The following is a 16,852-nucleotide window of genomic DNA, read 5'->3' as shown; positions in this document are numbered from 1 at the left end:
GCTACCATGTTTCGCCTCCGGCGTTAAGTTTATCTCCTGACGCAACAAGTTGTTTCGAGAAACGGAAAGGAAACCCCGAGGAAGGAGACAGGAGCGATGACGAAACACAAGACCGGAACACGCGAGGAATGGCTCGGAGCGCGGCTCGCACTGCTCGAGGCGGAGAAACGGCTCATGCGGCAGAGCGACGAGCTGGCGCGACAGCGACAGGAGCTGCCGTGGGTTCGGATCGATAAGGAGTATCTGTTTGAGACCGAGGAGGGAAGCGCCTCACTCGCCGACCTTTTCCAGGGGCGCTCGCAACTCTTCGTCTATCATTTCATGTTCGGCTACGGATACCGGCTCACCGATGAGCGCCAAGGATGCACCGGATGCTCCTTGATCGCCGATCACTTCGACTGCGTCATCCCCCACTTGAACGGCCACGACATCACCCTCGTTTGCGAATCGATCGCCCCGTTGCAGGAGATTCGGGACTACAAGCAGCAAATGGGCTGGCGCTTCCCGTGGGTTTCGTCGCTCGGTAGCGATTTCAAATACGACTTCGGCGCCGCCTTCACCGAAGAGCAGCAGAGAGACGGCGCCGCCTACAACTATCAGCGTGTCGACAGGGCCGAGCCGCAGAAGGAGGGTATGAGCGTCTTCGCGCTCCAGAACGGTGCCGTCTACCACACCTACTCGACCTACGCCCGTGGCACCGAGACGTTTATGGGGGTCTACCGTTTCCTCGACCTGGCTCCGTGGGGAAGGAAAGAGAACGGGCTCGAGTTCCCCCAGGCGTGGTGGCGCCGCCATGACGAGTACGGCAATCGCTGAGTGTCATGGGCACAACCGCGAATACGGTGATCACTGCACTATTTTCCTTTCTGCCTGCCGTGCCTTCGATCCGTAATGCCGCGGTGGGCGGGATCCGCCTCCTGAAGATGGTGCGCGTCCGCCCTGCCGCCGGCCGGTTAGCCCGGCGGCATCTTCTCGAAGGTCTTCATCGCGCCCTCCATCTTGTCCCAGGGGAGAGCCCTGCTGCCGTAGGTCACAACGGTCGGATTGAACCGGCCCGGATCGTCGAGGCTTGCGGCATGGATCGTGATCGGGTCCGGCAGGGCGGTGTACGTCAGGTAAACCGGGGTTCCGCAGACCGGGCAGAAGGAATGGTTTTTGACATTTCCGTTGTCCGCCGCGACACGCCAGACCGTCGTCGTGCCGGTGATGGCCACGTCCGCTCGCGACGGAAACGTCAGATAGGATCCATGACCGGTGCCGCTTCTTTTCTGGCAATCGCGGCATTGGCAGTGGTTTTCGAAGATCGGGGCTGCCTTTGCCTCGTAGCGGACCGCGCCGCACGCGCATCCGCCGGTGTAGAGAGTGCTCATCTGCTCGGCTCCTAGTTCCCGGGTTCAGGCCGCCAGTCCGGACGCGCGCGGCTTGGCGAAGACATCGATCGCCTGGCCCGTTTCGAGGAAGGATTTCAGGCTGGAGAGAACGATCGGCCAACCACGCTTGATGCCGTTCGCCATCCCGCTGCCGGCTTCGAGTTCGTCATGGGTGACGGTCAGCCGGACCATGGCCTCGTATTCCTCGAGCTCGAAGGTCACCCGGCTGTAGCTCGCCGGATCAGACGCCTGCGAAGCGTTTGCCCAGGTGATGACGAGACGGGTCGGCGGGGAGACCTCGACGACCTTGCCGACGAGTTCGACGGTCCGTTCATCATTGGCGCGGATATGTTCCCATCTTGAACCCGGCTTCCAGTCAGAGACGTTCTCGTGGCCCCAGTAGTGCCGTGCGAGGTCCGGTTTCGTTATTGCCTCGAACACCTTTCCTGGTGTCGAGACAATATAGGTCGTGTAAGTAAAGCTGATCGTTTCCTTGGTCATTGATAGGCTCCTTTTTGTTTCGCGAGCATAGGTAGATGGGGAAACCGGACTCGTGTGAGTGACAATCGTGTCGCGAATGGCTTCTAATATGATGGAAGGTTGATGCATGACGCGCTGGCACCTTGCTCATGGACGGCATCTCGATCTTGGCGCGAAATCGTTGCTGATGGGGATTTTGAACGTTACGCCGGACAGTTTTTCCGACGGGGGAGAATTCGCTCGGCCGGAGCGGGCGCTCCAGCAGGCGCGGCGTATGATCGGCGAGGGCGCGGCGATCATCGACGTCGGCGGCGAGTCCACCCGGCCCGGCGCCGGCGCCGTTTCGGCGCGCGAGGAACAATCGCGCATCCTCCCGCTGATCGAGGCGCTGTCGTCCGACGGCGGCAGCCTGGTTTCGGTCGACACCTATCGGGCCGAGACGGCGCGTCTGGCGGTCGCGGCGGGCGCACATATCGTCAATGACGTGCATGGCCTGCAGCGCGAACCCGACATCGCCCACGTCGCGGCGGAAACCGGCGCCGGCCTCGTCATCATGCACACCGGGCGCGACCGTGAAAAACTGGCGGATGTGATCGCCGACCAGTTCCTGTTCCTGAACAGATCGCTGGAGATCGCGCGCGACGCCGGCATCCCGGACGACCGGATCGTGCTGGACCCGGGCTTCGCCTTCGCCAAGGACGGAGAGGAAAACCTTGAGCTTATGGCTCGCTTCGGTGAATTGCACGCTCTCGGTTTTCCATTGCTTGTCGGCACGTCACGCAAGCGTCTTGCCCGTCACCTGGTCGGCGGAAGCGACGAGGGGCGAGACGTCGGCACAGCGGCGACCAGCGTCATCCTGCGGCTGAAGGGCGCTTCGATCTTTCGCGTGCACAACGTCGCGGTCAATCGCGATGCACTGGCTTTCGCCGACGCGGTGCGCGAGCGCGAGACGGTGGAATAGAAGCGCGCGCGTCAGGCGGGCTCGGTGACCACGCCGATCCGCCGGTAGACGAATTGTTCGTCGTTCGAAGGAACTGCCGCAGCACGCTGGGCTTCGTCGATCAGCATTGCCATGCGCGCATGGATCGGCGATTTCGCGCAAGCCGGGTCCGTCGCGGCGGCATCGCCGGCGATCGCCATCGCCTGGCAGCGGCAGCCGCCCCAATCGATCTCACGCCGCTCGCAGCTGCGGCAGGGCTGCTGCATCCAGTCGGTGCCGCGAAAGGTGTTGAATGCCGGCGAATCGGTCCAGATCTCGGCCAAGCTGCGCGGTCCGAAACGCTCAAAACTGAGCGACGGGATGGTCTGTGCGGCATGGCATGGCAGCACGGTGCCGTCCGGCGCCACCATGAAGGCGTCGCGCGCCCAGCCGCCCATGCACGGCTTGGGATAGATGGCGAAATAATCCGGCGTGACGAAATCGATGTTCATAATGCCGGTGAGCCGTTCGCGCGCCGCCGCGACGATCTCCTCCTGACGGTCGACCGCAGCACGCTCTGGCATCAGTTGATCGCGATTGGTCAGCGCCCAGCCGGCATACTGCACGTTGGCGATCTCGAGCCGCTCCGCGCCCAGCGAGAGGGCCAGATCGATGAATTCCGGCACCTCCTCGATGTTGTGGCGATGGATCGGCGCGTTGATGGTAAGCGGCAGGCCGGCTGCGCGCGCGCGGCGTGCCGTCTCCAGCTTCTTTTCGTGGCCGCCTTTGTGGTTGCCGATGCGGTCGGTGGTCGCCGGCCGTGCGCCTTGAAAGCTCAGCTGCAGATGGTCGAGCCCGGCTTCGGCAAACGCTTCCATGCGGCCCTCGGCAATGCCGACGCCGGCAGTGATCAGGTTGGTGTAGACGCCGCGCGCCGAAAGCCCGGCGATCAATTGCTCGAGGTCGCGGCGCAGCGTCGGTTCGCCGCCGGACAGATGGACTTGCAGAACGCCGAGATCGGCGGCCTGCGAGAACAGGTCGAGCCACGTCTGTGTATCGAGTTCGCGATTGGCCTTCAGCAATTCGAGCGGATTGGAGCAATAGGGGCATTGCAGCGGGCAGCGATGCGTCAGTTCCGCCAGCATGCCGATCGGCGGGAGAAGGGGCTCGCTCATAGCTTCACCAGCAGCTTGTCCGACCATTCCTGCAGGAAAGCGACGACGTCGGTCGCCACGGCCTCCTGTTCGGCGTCATAATCCGCGGCAAGGCCGGCAATGATGTGGCCGATCGTGGACCGTCCATCGCAGCGGCGCAATATATCGAGGCTGATGTCGTTCGGCCAGAATACTTTTTCCGGCGAAAGCACGGCGAACGCCTGCCGCACGGGGTCGTACTGTATGCGCACGTGCTTCGGCAGCGACGGCACCGACTGCGGCGACACCATGGCTCTTTCGCGCAGCGCCATCATCGGGCTGCCTCCGGACGGAAGCCGCCGGGCGGACGGAAGGCGCCGGGCGGTATGTTTCCCGGCTCGGCATAAGCGTGTTGAAGCGCGTCGAGCATGGCCCACAGTATATCGCATTTGAACACCAGCGCATCGATCGCCTGCTGCTGGCGCTCCGCCGTGTCGGCATGGCCGAGCACGTAGGCGAGGGCGAAGTCGGCGTCGCGCGAGGCCTGTTCGGGCCGTCGGCTGAAATAGGCCAGCGTATCCTCGGTGATGTAATCGTATTTGGCCAGCATCGCCGGCACCCGCTCGCCGATGATGAGCGGCGAGAACATCTCGGTCAGCGACGACGCGACCGCCTCGAACAGCGTCCGGTTCGTGCAAAAGGAGAGGTAAGCGCCAACCGCGAAACGTGTCGCCGGCAGCGCCAGCCTTTCGCTCTTCACCGCATCGGCGTCGAGGCCGAGCGAGGTCGCCAGATGCAGCCAGCGCGCGATACCGCCGCTCCAGCCGTCCTCGCCGTCATGGTCCTCGATGCGTTTGCGCCAGGCGGCGCGAAACGCCGGATCTTCGGCATGCGCCAGGATCATGGCATCCTTGCGCGGGATGACAGCCTGGTAGCAATAGCGGTTCAGCGCCCAGGCCTGCATCTCGGTCCTCGACAGCGCACCGCTGGTCATCCTGTGATGGAAAGGATGGCGGTTATGATAGCGCTCGGCACCGACCTGCCGCAGCACGGCTTCGAGCTCGCTGGAGGACAGGCCGTTCCTGGCCGCGGCGTGGAAATCACTCAAAATTCCATCTCCATCCCGTCGCGGGCGACTTCCCAGCCGGCCGCTTCGACCGCTGCGTGTTCGGTGGAATTCTCGTCCAGAACGGGGTTGGTGTTGTTGATGTGGACGAAGACACGGCGGCCGATCCTTACATCGGCCAAGCCGGCGATCGAACCCGCGTCTCCCGACATTGCCAGATGCCCCATGCGCGCCCCGGTTTTTTGGCCGACGCCGGCAGCGATCATCTCGTCGTCCGTGTAGACCGTGCCGTCGAACAGGAGGCAGGCGGCATCGGCTAGACGTGTGCGCAGGGTCGCATCGATGCGCGCGCAGCCCGGTATATAGAAGACGGAGCCGCGACTGCCGGCGCCCGCGATACGGACGCCGATCGTGTCGCCGGACTCGGAGCTGAAATTGGCATCCGGCTGGCTTCTTTCCTCAAGATAGAGCGCTATCTTTCCGGGCACGGGAAAGCTCTCGACAATCACGCCGGTGTCGTTGCCGTCTGCATCGCAGATCGCCAGTTCTTCCGCCGGCGGCAAGATGCGTCGCGGCACGAGCGCCGGATCGAGAACATTGAAAATCGAATTCGCCTCCAGCGCCGCCAGAACCTGTGTCGTTGAATAGATGGCGAAAGGCTGCCGCTCACGCAGGCTGAGCAGGCCGGCGACATGGTCGACATCGGCGTTGGTCAGCACCACCGCACGAATTGGTGTCGAACGCAGCGGCGCATCGTGCGCGGGCTGCAATTCAGGCGTTTGCGCAATCTGCTGGCGAATATCGGGCGAGGCGTTGAAGAGCACCCAGCCGGCCCCATCCACTGACGCGGCGATGCTTGATTGGGTTCGAGAATGCACGCCGGCCATCCCGGTGCGAGCCGCGCGGCTCAGGCGATAGTTGCAATTCCATTGCGGAAAGCCGCCGCCTGCCGCCGAGCCGATGATTTTCAAGCGCATTGCAATGCCCGCTCTGCGGCTCATTCAACCAGCAGCAAGTTTTCGACCGCGAATGGCTTCGCGCCCGTATTGAACGCGTCAAAGCCTTTCACGAAGACCTCGCGGCAAGGCAGTGCGTGCCCCGTTGCCAGGGACACGCACCTCTGCGGCCTACTTCTTGGGAGGAATTTCAGCAGGCAGATACCGCGAAATTTCGAAGCCCGCAGCAACCTGGCACATGGTCGGTTTCGTCCAGCTCTTCTTCATGGCATTTCTCCTCTTCTACCAGCCCGAAGGGGCCGATTCTTTTCTCAGTCAACCATTGCTGGGCACCATTGCAATGGCTCGTCCATCAGCTCTCAAAATGGACAAATGAAACGGTAGGTTCTGAAAACTCGAAAAACAAGACGATCGAAAATAACAATGCCTATGCTTCAATTGCTGATCACGTAAGGCTTCTTCTCCTCAAGCGGAAGGTTTGCACGTTCCCATCCATCGGCGCCGGGCGGATACCAGATTACCGAACTGTAGCCCCATTCGACGGCCCGTTTCGCGGCATTCCAGGACATCCAGCAATTCGTCATGCAGTAGAACAGAATAGCGCGCGACTTGTCGGCACCGGCTTCGGCCGCGAGGCCTTGGCGAAAATAGTTGGCGGTTTCCTCCGAGATAGCGCCGTAACCGACATTGGCCAGCCAGGTGCTGCCCGGGATGTCCTTTCTGATCGTGTCTCTCCAAATCGTTCCTGCCGGCAAATTAGCCGGCTTCGGCGTGTTCGGCATGACGTCGAAGAACACCGCCTTCTTCTCCCGCCACAGCGCCTCCGCCTCTGCCGTCGTCACCACGCTTGCGCCCCGCAGCGTCTGCGGCACTGGCGCCCGATAATCATTCATCCGGTAGCCGCCGGGCTCGGCGACATCGCCAGCCCACATCGGTGGGGTTAGACCCAGAAGGCCCGCAGCGACCAGCAAAATCGTCTCCTTTCCCTTCATACCGGTTTCGTCATTGCGTAATCGGATTATCGTGTTCGTCGATCAGCGGCACATTGTAGTCCAGCAGGATCCTGTTGATCTCCGCCTGGTTTTCCCTGATCACCCGGTTGAGCGTCCGCTTCCATTCCTGGTCGGATGGACGCACGCCCATGGTGATGCGGTAGGACATGCGCGAGCCGGTTTTTTCCTTCACCAGCGGAACGATCGTGAGATCGGCGCCGAGTTCCTTGGCATAGTAGCCTGCCATCGGTCCCCACATGACAGCCGCATCGATCTTGCCGGCGAGCATGTCCTTGATCATGACCTCTCCCATGGAAGCGGTGAGGCGCGTATCCACCGCCAGCGGATAGATCTTTGCCGTTCGCAAGAGCTTGTTGGCGGCCATGTTGGCAGTCGGCGGCGTGCTTTCGACGACACCGATCTTCTTGCCGGTGAGTTTCGGATCCTCGATCGTCTCGACGCCTTCCATGCCGTTGCCCTTCGGGTGCACCAGCACATAGGAGGAGCGATAGTAGGCGTTGGTGTTCTGCACCAGTTCATCGCCCTGAGCGTAACCCATGATGATGTCGCATCGGTTGGCCGCCAGCGTGTTGCGCACGAAGCCGGCGACAACAGGAAACCATGTATAGGCGACGGACTTGCGGCCGGTTTTCGCGGCAACCAGTTCGGCCAGCCTGTTTTCGAAGCCTTCGCCGCTCTCGTCGGTGAAGGGCATGTTCGAAGGATCGGCGCAGACGCGCAGAATGTCGGGGTCGACCAGTTCTCCCGCGGCACCAAGGCCGGCGTCCTGCGCCTGAACGTTCGAAGGCAGCAAGGCGAGTGCGCCGAGCATCGGCAGGACAAAACGCAGCTTCAACGCATCACGGCCAATCATATCATCCACCCATACAGGATGCTTCGGCATCCTTCGCTGCCTGTGGCTTGTTTGATTTCTTCGGCGGCCTGCCGCGGGGCGCCGCACCGTCGGCGCGGGCACGCAGATAGACGTAGAGATCATCCATGTAGCAATAGACGTTCTTGTTGTCGCCAAAAGCGGGCATGACGTTCTCCTTGCCGCCGCCGACATTCTTGCGGCCTTCGGCGACGATCGAGAGGAACGTTGCGTAATCCATGGTTTTCAGGCTGTTGACCAGGGCCGGGGCATAGCTCGAACCTGTGCCGTCCGGTCCGTGACAAACATGGCAATCGGAGTGATACCGGCGGTAACCGCTGAACGTATACCAATCGACGGTTCCGTTTTCGATCTTGTAGGTCGGATTACCCTCCGCATCCAAATACTTGCCGTCCTCTTCCGTCACCGCCTTGGCTTTTTCCGCGCTGTCCGAGGCCTGCGCGAGACTTGAACTTGCCAGCGGCAGCAGAGCCAGAGCGAGAGCGGAAATGACAATGCGAACGGACATTCAGACTCTTCCTTCATTTCGCCTGCACACGGTCTTGCTGTCGTGAAGCGGCATTGATCGATGTTTTTGGGTGCGCGGCAAAATTGAGAGCCCGGTCCTGGCTTCCCGGTGATCCGGGCTCTCGCTTTTCAAGCCTGGGTCTTTTTCACAAGACCCGCGGCGTGCCTAAGGTTCCCGTGTATCAGTCCGGGAGACCGAAGACGGTGAGCTGGCCGCCCAGCGTCGTGTAGTCGGCAAGTGCTGCGTAGCCACCGACCGCTCCCAGACCAGCAGTTCCAACGACCGCGGTCTCGTCGCCTTGCTCACGGCCCTGATCGACGGCGCCATGCCAGGCAGCGGCGTTATCGGGGGAAAGCAGTCCACCTGCCAGACCGATACCGGCCCATCCGCCGACGCCGGACAGAACGGCGATGTACTGCTTGCCGCCATGCTCGTAGGCCGTGATGTTGCCGATGATGCCGGACGGGGTCTTGAACTTGTAGAGTTCATTACCGTCATGATCGACCGCCTTGATGTAGCCCTCGAGCGTGCCGTAGAAGACGACATCGCCGTCGGTTGCCAGCGCGCCCGACCATACCGAGAACTTCTCGGGCTTCGACCAGACGATCTCGCCCTTGGCAGCATCCCAGGCAATGAAGTTGCCCATATGGTCGGCTCCAGGGGGAGGATACATCGACACGGTGGCGCCCACGTAAGGCTGGCCGGCAGTGTAGCTCACCTTGTAAGGCTCATAGTCCATGCAGACATGGTTTGTCGGCACGTAGAACAGGCCGGTCTTCGGCGAATAGGCGGCCGGTTGCTGGTCCTTGGTTCCAAGCGCCGCCGGGCAGATGCCCGTCGTGTTGGTGTCTTCGCCGTTCTGCTGGGTCGAATATTTGGCCACGACCTGCGGGCGGCCATACTGGTCGCTGCTGGGGTCCATGTTGACTTCCGTCGCCCAGTTCACTGCCGGATCGTATTTCTTGGCGACGAGAAGTTCGCCATTGGCGCGATCCATGGTGTAGGCAAAGCCGTTGCGGTCGAAATGCACAAGCACGTCGCGCTTGGCACCGTTGATCTCCATGCCGTCGACGAGAATCATCTCGTTGATGCCGTCAAAGTCCCACTCGTCATGCGGGGTCATCTGGTAGAGCCATTTGGCAACACCAGTATCCGCATCGCGAGCCATGATCGTCATCGACCAACGATTGTCGCCTGGGCGCTGGACCGGGTTCCATGTCGAGGGGTTGCCGGTACCATAGTAAACCAGGTTCAGCTTGGGATCATAGGAATACCATCCCCATGTCGTGCCGCCGCCTGTCTTCCACTGTTCGCCTTCCCAGGTGTTCGTGCCGGAATCCTTTCCGACAGGTTTGCCGAGATGGGTGGTCTTTTCGGGATCGATCAGGGTGTCTGCGTCCGGACCTTCCGAATAGGCCTTCCAGGCGAGCTTGCCGTCTGCCAGATTGTAGGCGGCCAGCCAGCCGCGAACACCGAATTCAGCGCCGGAGACGCCGACGAGCACCTTGTCCTTGACGACCACGGGCGCTGACGTACCGGATTCGCCCTTTCCGCCGTCGGTCTGCTCGCCGTTCTTGACCGACCAGACAACCTTGCCGGTCTTGGCATCGAGCGCCACGACGGTGGTGTCGGCCTGGTTGAGAATGATCTTGCCGTCGCCATAGGCGACGCCACGATTGACGGTGTCGCAGCACATGATCCCAATGACATTGGGGTCTTGCTTGGGCTCGTATTTCCAGAGGATCTTTCCGTCATTGTTGAGATCGAGAGCATAGACGGTGTTCGGGAACGGCGCGTGGACATACATCACGTCGCCGATGATCAACGGCCCGCCTTCATGGCCGCGCAACACGCCAGTGGAGAAGCTCCACTTGACCTGCAGGTTCTTCACATTGTCCTTGGTGATCTGGTTAAGTTTGGAAAAGCGGGTGTTGGCGTAGTCACCCGTCTGCATCACCCAGTCCTTGGGGTTTTCGGCCATTTTTATCAGTTCTTCATTGGCCGATGTCATGTGGACCGCGCCGAACGACATGAGCGCCGCGGTCGTTAGTAGGTAGGCAGTTTTCGCAAGTACACGCATCAAAGTCCTCCCAGGGTTCACAATGACGAATCGTCCGTCGAGCCCACGAGGGCTTGCCCAAGCGATTCATGTGGGGGAAGTATTTCCGGCAGCGTGTCACGACCTAAGCCGAATGAGCAGAGGGCACCGTTACTGCCCATCCCACTTGGCCTACGAAAGACTGTCGCCGCTCCCTAATGACGGTGACGCCCTTGAAGCCGGAAACAGGATGAAGCTATGTCATCCCCAGGCGGAAGGCAAGAAAAATCACTTCCGGCTATGTTGCACTGCAATATAGAGAAATAGATATGAAAAAACCCATACAGAAAGCTATTGATCGACTGTGGACGAGGCTGGATTTATATAAGTTCCCCAATTTCGCGTATTTTTTTGGCGGAATGTATTGATTTTTATTTATGAATATTCATTGGGTCGTGGGACGTTAAGTATGCGCCCGTCGCTCCGGGTGCCGATAGTGAAGGAGACATGAAATGAAGGTCAGCACCACGATTCACAGCGGATGATCGTGCTGTCTGGGAGGCCTTTTGTCGGCCGGCACGGCCTTGCTCCTTTGGTACTATATGGCCAGCATGAGAACTTGACGGGGGTGATGGCACGAGGCCAACTGGTGCGGTGATCCTGTCTCGATCCATGGGCTCGACCCATCGGGCTCGATCTATCACGTCCGGGCCAATCGGAGGGTTCCCCATGCTCAGATATGTCGGCTTTTCGACCTTGCTTGCATCGGCCCTGGCCTTCGCCAATCCGGCCGGCGCCGCCGGAGATTATCCGACGGTGACGGTTGTCGACTATGTGCTCGGCTGCATGCAGACGAATGGCCGGACCCGTCAGGCGCTGGAGAGTTGCTCCTGCTCGATCGACGTCATCGCCTCGATCCTTCCGTTCGAGGATTATGAAAGGGCCGAGACCTTCAAGAGCATGTCCTTGACGACAGGGGAGCGTTCGGGACTGTTTCGCGAAAGCGCGCCGGCAAAAGCCGCAAGCACGGAACTGAAGCGCGCGCAGGCGGAAGCCGACGTGCGCTGCTTTTAGAGCTTGCCCCGGTAAGAGCGCCGACGGCGGGAGACAACCGCTGTATGCGGTTTCGAGGCTTCAGAGTCCCGTAGCCTCCAATGGCCATTGATTGCGAAATACCTTGCCGTCCGTATCGATCGCTTCGACCTGAATGTCGCCACTGCCGTGCGCCGTGAAATCGAACCGGAAATTGGGGTCTTCCGAAATCGATATTCCGCCTTCCATCGAGAGGATCGGCCGGTCTGCTTGCGAGATCGACAACTTCTGAACGAAATGCGCGGGGATGAAGTACTGGGTCAACGGGTTCCGCTGCAGGCCCGAATTGTTCGGGTGGCGGATCATCAGCTGCAATTCCTGCGCCTTTGTCATCGTCTCTTGCGGCGGGAACTGGCGCAGCTTCATCTGCCCCATCGTTGCTATCGCCTCGTCCTGGTTCTTGACCGCCGGGGCCGAGCATCCGCCTGACGCCTTGACGAAGGTCTGAGCCATGTGAAGTTCGCCGCTCTGGGTTTCTGCTATGGCACGCAGATAGGAATAGTCGTTGACTCGCACGCGCGTCGACAGATGCGTCACGCCGGCGTCCTTGCCGATCTGGAACGTCGCCGCCACCGGTGCTGGATTGACGTCGATGATCAAGGTGACGGATTTGATGCCGTCGGGCGCCTTGGCCGGGTCGATATAGAGGTCGACGGACACGATGGCCGCATCCTGCGCCCGCTTCGGCGCCTCGACCCTGACGACGCCGGTATCGATCAGAATTGCCCGATCGCCGAACACGTCGCCTTTCAAATCCTGCCAGATCCTGTCCGAAGACGCGGTTGTTTGCTGCGCGTGGGCGGCTCCGGAGGAGCCAAAGAGCGTGCCGAGGATGATCGCGGCAAAGATGGCTGCGAGCGGCAAGGCAAGCTGCCGGTTCCGGTAAGAGTGGTTCTGCATTTCGATGCCTCCACCAATGTCAGAGGTGGTGCCCAGGCCGATGTCGAGGATATGCCTTTGACGATGCGTTTGGCAAATCGATCCACTTCATCCCGTCCAACGCTTGTCGGTGTGATCTATTCCCATTCGAGTTCGGCAAAGGCGGCCGTTGCATTGCGCTCGTTGTAGTCGTCGAACATATGCCAATTGCCCCGTTCGCTTGCGCCGGCGGTCTTGACTGCCTCGCTGAGCGGCGTCCCGTCGACGATCGCCTTGCGAATATCGCGCGCCAGAACTTCGAAATAGCGCCGCTCCGCCGTCAGCGCCTCCGGCCACGCGGCCGGCACCGGGCCATGACCCGGAACGGCGCGCATGGCGCCGATCGCGGCGAGCGCGTCCATCTGGCGAAGCCAACCGAGCAGCGATCCGTCGAGCGTCGGCAAGGAACCTATGAAAACGAGATCGCCGGCAAACAGCGTGCGGGTCGCGCTGTCGAAGACGGTCAGGTCGTTGTCGGTGTGAGCCGCTTTCCATGCCTGCAATTCGAGCACGCGTCCACCGAGGTCGAGCTGCAGGCGATCATCGACCAGCATCGTCGGCGGTATGATCTCGACCCCTTTCATGAGCGCGTCGCCGATCTGTTCGCGGAAGCTTTGCAGGTAGAACGGGCCGCGTGCCTCGAGCGCGCGCGGCAGATTGCGATGGCCGACGATGGTCGCGCCGATCTCCCGGAATGCCGCATTGCCGAAGATGTGGTCGGGGTGCATGTGGGTGTTGATCAGGTAGCGAACCGGCCTGGCGGTTATTTTGCCGATCGCGGCGATGAAGGCGTTCGCCTCGATCAGGCTGCCGCCGCTGTCGATGACGGCAACAGCGTCGGTGCCGACGGCGACGCCCAGGTTCGAGATCGCGCCCTGGTTGGCGGCGCTCATCAATTCATCGACGCCCCGGAAAGCGAAAACGCCGTCGGTGATTTTCCTGAGCTTGAATTCAAGGCCGGCCGCGGCGAGAGCGGCCCGCCCGAGGCAACAGGGCAGCATCGCGGCGCTGACGGCGGTGCAGGCGAAGGCGTTCACAAGCTTGCGTCTTGTCCTATCGATCGGCATGGCCTCCCCGATATTAATTCGAGCCGTAAGGCGATCAGGCCACGCCTGGGAATTTTTGATGGAACGACCGCAAGAGGTCGCTCATCACCTGTGAATTGCGATTTTGCCGCGGCAGCTTTACGTCGAACATGCCGAGCACATGGGCCGGCCGCTGCGCGAGAACGATTATGCGATCCGACAGCATCAGCGCCTCGCGCAGATTGTGGGTTACCATCAGGGCCGTCGTAGGCCGCGCCGACCAGACGGTCAAAAGCAGGTGCCGAAGCCGCTCGGCAGTCCGTTCGTCGAGCGAGGCAAAGGGTTCGTCCAGGAAAAGCACCGCCGGTTCGGTGGCGAAGGCCCTGGCAAGTGCTGCCCTGCGCGCAAGCCCGAGCGAAAGCTCGGCCGGATAGAGCGAGCGCATGCCGGCGAGGCCGAGCGTATCGAACAGCCCGTCGAGATTTTTCGTTCTCAGGCTTTTCGGCAGCGCCAGCCTGACATTCTGCTCCACCGTCCGCCACGGCAGCAAGATCGGCTCCTGGAATACGGCGGCGATCCGGTTGGAGCCGCCTTCAGGCAGTTGGAATGAGCCGGAAAAGTCGTTGTCCAATCCAAGCAGGATGCGCAGCGTCGTGGTCTTGCCGCAACCCGACGGGCCCAGCAAGCAGGCGAATTCGCCTTGCCGGACCTCGAAGGAAAGGTCCTGGAGCGCCGTGATCGAGACGCCTTGCGCGGACCTGAAGGTCTTTTCGGCGATGTCGACCCTAAGCGGGACGACGGCGCCAACGGGTTGCATGTCGTTCAACGGGCTGCACCAGAAGGAGTTCGATGACAAGCATCACCGCCACGAAAGCCAGCGTGTAGGCAAGGATGGCGGCGACGTCGAAGAGCTGGAAATAAAGATAGATCTGGAAGCCGACGCCGTTGGAGCGGCCGAGCAGTTCGACCACCAGGACAATCTTCCAGATGAGAGCGATGCCGGATCGTGAGGCGGCGGCAAGATAGGGCTGCAGTTGCGGCAGCAGGACGTGGCGGACACGGTCGAGAAGACCGAAGCGGTAGACGGCGGCCATTTCGGCGTAACTCGGATCAAGCGCTCTGGCGCCTTCGCGCATCGTCACCACGACATTGGGGATCTTGTTGACGGCAACCGCGCCAATCGCCGCCGCTTCGTTGAGGCCGAACCAGATGTAGGCGAGCACGATGACCACCAGCGCGGGAATGTTGAGGAACAGAACCACCCAGGGACTGAAGAACCGGTCTGCGCTGCGGTGGCTGCCGAGGAGAACGCCGATGACCGAGCCAACAACCATCGCAACGACATATGCCGCGGCAACCCGGCCGAGTGTCGCGCCGAGATGGTAGAAAAGGTCGCCGTTCGCCGCCTCTGCGAGCAGCACCTGCCAGACCTGTCCCGGACCTGGAAAGGCACGGCTCGGCCAGGCATTTGCTGCAAGACCCCACAGCAGGCAAAGCCCGAGCAGAGAGACCGCGACCGTCAGCACGGGTGTCAGCGCCGTTGCAAGGCTGGATTGGCTGGAGATGTCGGCCACGGCGCCAGGCGGGCGATCGCCGGTATCAGGTGCGCTCATTGCGGGAGCTCCTGCCAGAACGTGCCTGGCGCCATCTCCGGCGCGCGGCCGACCAGCTTTTCGCCGCCGATCTCGGCCAGCACGCGGTAGAGCTTGCCGGCGTCGGCCGCATCCTCGGCGACGGGGCGTCTGGGAATGCCCTCGCGATAGCGGTCACGCAGTTTGGCCAATTCCTTGCCCTGTGCGCGGATAATCGGCGCAAGGCGCAGCCACTCATCGTCGGATCTGGCCAGCAAGTCCTTGGACTGCGCCGAAGCCTTGATGAAGCCCCGGACGGCGGCCGGATTTTCGTTCGCCCATTTGTCATGAAAGACATAGCCGAGCGCCGACACGGCGCCCGAGGCCCCGAGCGCTTTCGCCGCATCATCGGCGCCGATCAGCCGACGAAAGCCGTTGGCCTCGAGGCGGGCGCAAAAGTGCCAGAAATTGAGCACCGCATCGAGTTCGCCTTGCATCGCCTTTTCCGAGATCAGCGGCGGCGCGCCAAAGACGATGTCGCTGGTTGCCGGCAGGTCGAGGCCGTGATCGCGTCTGGCCAGCGCCTGGATCAGCAGCCAACTCTTATCGAGAGGCCCGCCGGCGACGCCGATCTTTTTTCCCTTGAGATCGGTGATCGTGCGGATCGGCGCCCCCTCCTTCACCATGATTGCCCCGACGGCGGTCGAATAGGGGACCAATGTGAGGTCGACGCCTTCCGAGCGTTGGCGCGAGACCCACAGCCAGTCGGAGACGATGCTGTCGATCGCGCCGGCCAGAATGGCGACGTTGGTTGCGTCCTCGCCGGCGAAATCGATGATCTCCAGATCGATGCCGTTGGCTGCGTCGAACTTGTGTTGCTTCATGGTGTCAAGCGCCCAGCTAACGGTGCCGAACTTCAGCACGCCGATGCGAACCTTGCTCGTGGCGAAGGAGGGTTTTGAGACAAGCGCTGCGGCCGTTCCAAGGGCTGCCAGACGGAGCGTTCCTCGACGCGAAATCATGATGATGTCTCCTCCCGGGGCCGTAACAGGCCGGGGTGCCGATCAGATCGCACGGTCCTTGTTCGGGAAAGCGCATTTCCAGCGCTTGATCTTGAGGGTCGGGTGTTCCTGCGACCATTTCGCGATTTCGCTGGGCGCCAAGACCATACATTGGACGAGAGAGCCGCGGCTCTCGAAATAGAGATGTTCGTCTCGGCAGTTGCCAGGATTGGCAATCAGGCAAACCGTCAATATGAGGTCGACCATGTCCATTCAGCACCTCTTGCGCGCTTAAAGACGCCCGCTTCGGCGAGATCCGGCCCGATCTGCGAGCCTGGACTAAATCGCCATCTGCCGGAGTTCCGAGGTGCCCATGGAAAACCGGAATGGTTTGAGGCTACGCGTTCGCCCGATGGCCGTCAACAAAGTCGAATGGATAGGGCGCCGGAGCCGAGCTCCTCTGAATTCGGGAAGGACGCCGGCGATACCTGAAAACACAAAATCCGCCTCGGCGGGCGGCGAGCTCGCGACCAGGCAATCGCTCCCGGTTTTGCGCTGCCTTCTTCTCCCGTGCCGGGCACTTCTCGCCGTGCCTGCGGTTCACTGGACCTCTGTATGGTTGACATCGCTCATCTGCCGGGTAGCTTCCAAGATGCAGGCGTCGCAACTCCACAGGGGAGAAGCTTTCGCTCTGCCATAAACGACGCATGCCGATGATCAAACAAAGGCATGCGCAAATCGTCCAGGGCACCTTGACGATCAATGAGGGAATGCTATGCGTGCAATCGCGTTTTTCGCTACCGTGTCCGTTGCGATCTTAGTCACGAGCCAATCTCAGGCACAGGATGCCGCCGCGGGTGAGAAGGTCTTCGCCAAATGCAAGGCCTGCCA

20 protein-coding genes are annotated in these 16,852 nt (G+C 61.4%); 4 read left to right on the top strand and 16 right to left on the bottom strand.

Translation table 11 applies throughout. The features are described 5' to 3' along the window. The first annotated feature begins 96 nt into the window (after positions 1-96). Positions 97-816 (top strand): DUF899 domain-containing protein, encoded by a 720-nt coding sequence (locus EOA78_RS23045; RefSeq protein WP_127317124.1) that lies wholly within the window; start codon positions 97-99, stop codon positions 814-816. Positions 817-953: 137 nt separating this feature from the next. Here EOA78_RS23045 and EOA78_RS23040 read toward each other — a convergent pair whose 3' ends face one another. Next, a complete protein-coding gene (locus tag EOA78_RS23040; RefSeq protein ID WP_127317123.1) occupies positions 954-1,370 on the bottom strand; it encodes a GFA family protein in 417 nt (138 codons plus the stop codon). 24 nt (positions 1,371-1,394) lie between these two features. Next, a complete protein-coding gene (locus tag EOA78_RS23035; RefSeq protein ID WP_127317122.1) occupies positions 1,395-1,871 on the bottom strand; it encodes an SRPBCC family protein in 477 nt (158 codons plus the stop codon). Positions 1,872-1,977: 106 nt separating this feature from the next. Here EOA78_RS23035 and folP point away from each other — a divergent pair, with 106 nt between their 5' ends. Beyond that, on the top strand, positions 1,978-2,811 hold the full coding sequence (folP, locus tag EOA78_RS23030; RefSeq protein WP_127317121.1) for a dihydropteroate synthase: 834 nt from the start codon (positions 1,978-1,980) through the stop codon (positions 2,809-2,811). Between the two features lie 11 nt (positions 2,812-2,822). Here folP and pqqE read toward each other — a convergent pair whose 3' ends face one another. The 4 genes from pqqE to pqqB are packed head-to-tail and all read right to left on the bottom strand — an operon-like array spanning position 2,823 to position 5,945. After that, positions 2,823-3,944, bottom strand: a complete 1,122-nt coding sequence (gene pqqE, locus EOA78_RS23025) for a pyrroloquinoline quinone biosynthesis protein PqqE (RefSeq protein WP_127317120.1) — start codon at positions 3,942-3,944, stop codon at positions 2,823-2,825. Further along, on the bottom strand, positions 3,941-4,237 hold the full coding sequence (gene pqqD, locus EOA78_RS23020) for a pyrroloquinoline quinone biosynthesis peptide chaperone PqqD (RefSeq protein ID WP_127317119.1): 297 nt from the start codon (positions 4,235-4,237) through the stop codon (positions 3,941-3,943). The genes pqqE and pqqD overlap by 4 nt, the downstream gene beginning before the upstream one ends. Then, positions 4,234-5,010 carry a pyrroloquinoline-quinone synthase PqqC gene (gene pqqC / locus EOA78_RS23015; protein WP_127317118.1) on the bottom strand — a complete coding sequence of 259 codons (777 nt, stop codon included), beginning with the start codon at positions 5,008-5,010 and terminating at the stop codon, positions 4,234-4,236. Before pqqC ends, pqqD begins: the two co-directional genes overlap by 4 nt. Further along, complete coding sequence (pqqB, locus tag EOA78_RS23010; RefSeq protein ID WP_127317117.1) at positions 5,007-5,945, bottom strand: pyrroloquinoline quinone biosynthesis protein PqqB; 939 nt, start codon at positions 5,943-5,945, stop codon at positions 5,007-5,009. The genes pqqC and pqqB overlap by 4 nt, the downstream gene beginning before the upstream one ends. 217 nt (positions 5,946-6,162) lie before the next feature. On the opposite strand from pqqB, the gene EOA78_RS36125 reads away from it, so the two are divergent. Then, positions 6,163-6,300: a hypothetical protein gene (locus EOA78_RS36125; protein ID WP_164783891.1), complete on the top strand. Its 138-nt coding sequence runs from the start codon at positions 6,163-6,165 to the stop codon at positions 6,298-6,300. A gap of 58 nt (positions 6,301-6,358) precedes the next feature. Here the strand turns inward: EOA78_RS36125 and EOA78_RS23000 are convergent, their stop codons facing one another. The 4 genes from EOA78_RS23000 to EOA78_RS22985 all read right to left on the bottom strand — a co-directional run bounded on the left by EOA78_RS23000 (position 6,359) and on the right by EOA78_RS22985 (position 10,396). Next, positions 6,359-6,916 (bottom strand): PQQ-dependent catabolism-associated CXXCW motif protein, encoded by a 558-nt coding sequence (locus EOA78_RS23000; RefSeq protein WP_127317116.1) that lies wholly within the window; start codon positions 6,914-6,916, stop codon positions 6,359-6,361. A gap of 10 nt (positions 6,917-6,926) precedes the next feature. Continuing rightward, entirely contained in the window at positions 6,927-7,790 is an 864-nt protein-coding gene (locus EOA78_RS22995; RefSeq protein WP_245477674.1) for a quinoprotein dehydrogenase-associated putative ABC transporter substrate-binding protein, read from the bottom strand. Between the two features lies 1 nt (position 7,791). Further along, positions 7,792-8,316, bottom strand: coding sequence for a c-type cytochrome, methanol metabolism-related (locus tag EOA78_RS22990; protein WP_127317114.1), 525 nt, complete (start codon positions 8,314-8,316; stop codon positions 7,792-7,794). Between the two features lie 181 nt (positions 8,317-8,497). Next, positions 8,498-10,396: a methanol/ethanol family PQQ-dependent dehydrogenase gene (locus tag EOA78_RS22985; RefSeq protein WP_127317113.1), complete on the bottom strand. Its 1,899-nt coding sequence runs from the start codon at positions 10,394-10,396 to the stop codon at positions 8,498-8,500. A gap of 687 nt (positions 10,397-11,083) precedes the next feature. Here EOA78_RS22985 and EOA78_RS22980 point away from each other — a divergent pair. Beyond that, a complete protein-coding gene (locus EOA78_RS22980; RefSeq protein ID WP_127317112.1) occupies positions 11,084-11,428 on the top strand; it encodes a hypothetical protein in 345 nt (114 codons plus the stop codon). A gap of 60 nt (positions 11,429-11,488) precedes the next feature. On the opposite strand, the gene EOA78_RS22975 is transcribed toward EOA78_RS22980, so the two are convergent. The 6 genes from EOA78_RS22975 to EOA78_RS22950 all read right to left on the bottom strand — a co-directional run bounded on the left by EOA78_RS22975 (position 11,489) and on the right by EOA78_RS22950 (position 16,234). Next, complete coding sequence (locus EOA78_RS22975) at positions 11,489-12,346, bottom strand: quinoprotein dehydrogenase-associated SoxYZ-like carrier (protein ID WP_127317111.1); 858 nt, start codon at positions 12,344-12,346, stop codon at positions 11,489-11,491. Positions 12,347-12,462: 116 nt separating this feature from the next. Further along, on the bottom strand, positions 12,463-13,431 hold the full coding sequence (locus tag EOA78_RS22970; protein ID WP_127317110.1) for a quinoprotein relay system zinc metallohydrolase 2: 969 nt from the start codon (positions 13,429-13,431) through the stop codon (positions 12,463-12,465). Between the two features lie 34 nt (positions 13,432-13,465). Next, positions 13,466-14,206 (bottom strand): ATP-binding cassette domain-containing protein, encoded by a 741-nt coding sequence (locus EOA78_RS22965; protein ID WP_127317143.1) that lies wholly within the window; start codon positions 14,204-14,206, stop codon positions 13,466-13,468. Further along, positions 14,175-15,002 carry an ABC transporter permease gene (locus EOA78_RS22960; RefSeq protein ID WP_082982632.1) on the bottom strand — a complete coding sequence of 276 codons (828 nt, stop codon included), beginning with the start codon at positions 15,000-15,002 and terminating at the stop codon, positions 14,175-14,177. Before EOA78_RS22960 ends, EOA78_RS22965 begins: the two co-directional genes overlap by 32 nt. Beyond that, complete coding sequence (locus tag EOA78_RS22955) at positions 14,999-15,985, bottom strand: ABC transporter substrate-binding protein (RefSeq protein WP_127317109.1); 987 nt, start codon at positions 15,983-15,985, stop codon at positions 14,999-15,001. The genes EOA78_RS22960 and EOA78_RS22955 overlap by 4 nt, the downstream gene beginning before the upstream one ends. Positions 15,986-16,024: 39 nt before the next feature. After that, complete coding sequence (locus tag EOA78_RS22950; protein ID WP_127317108.1) at positions 16,025-16,234, bottom strand: hypothetical protein; 210 nt, start codon at positions 16,232-16,234, stop codon at positions 16,025-16,027. Between the last annotated feature and the right edge of the window lie 618 nt (positions 16,235-16,852).

The organism is Mesorhizobium sp. M5C.F.Cr.IN.023.01.1.1 (assembly GCF_003997585.1).
Classification (GTDB): domain Bacteria; phylum Pseudomonadota; class Alphaproteobacteria; order Rhizobiales; family Rhizobiaceae; genus Mesorhizobium; species Mesorhizobium wenxiniae.
Note: the sequence above shows the minus strand (reverse complement) of the source record. Positions and strands in the feature narration are given on the sequence as shown.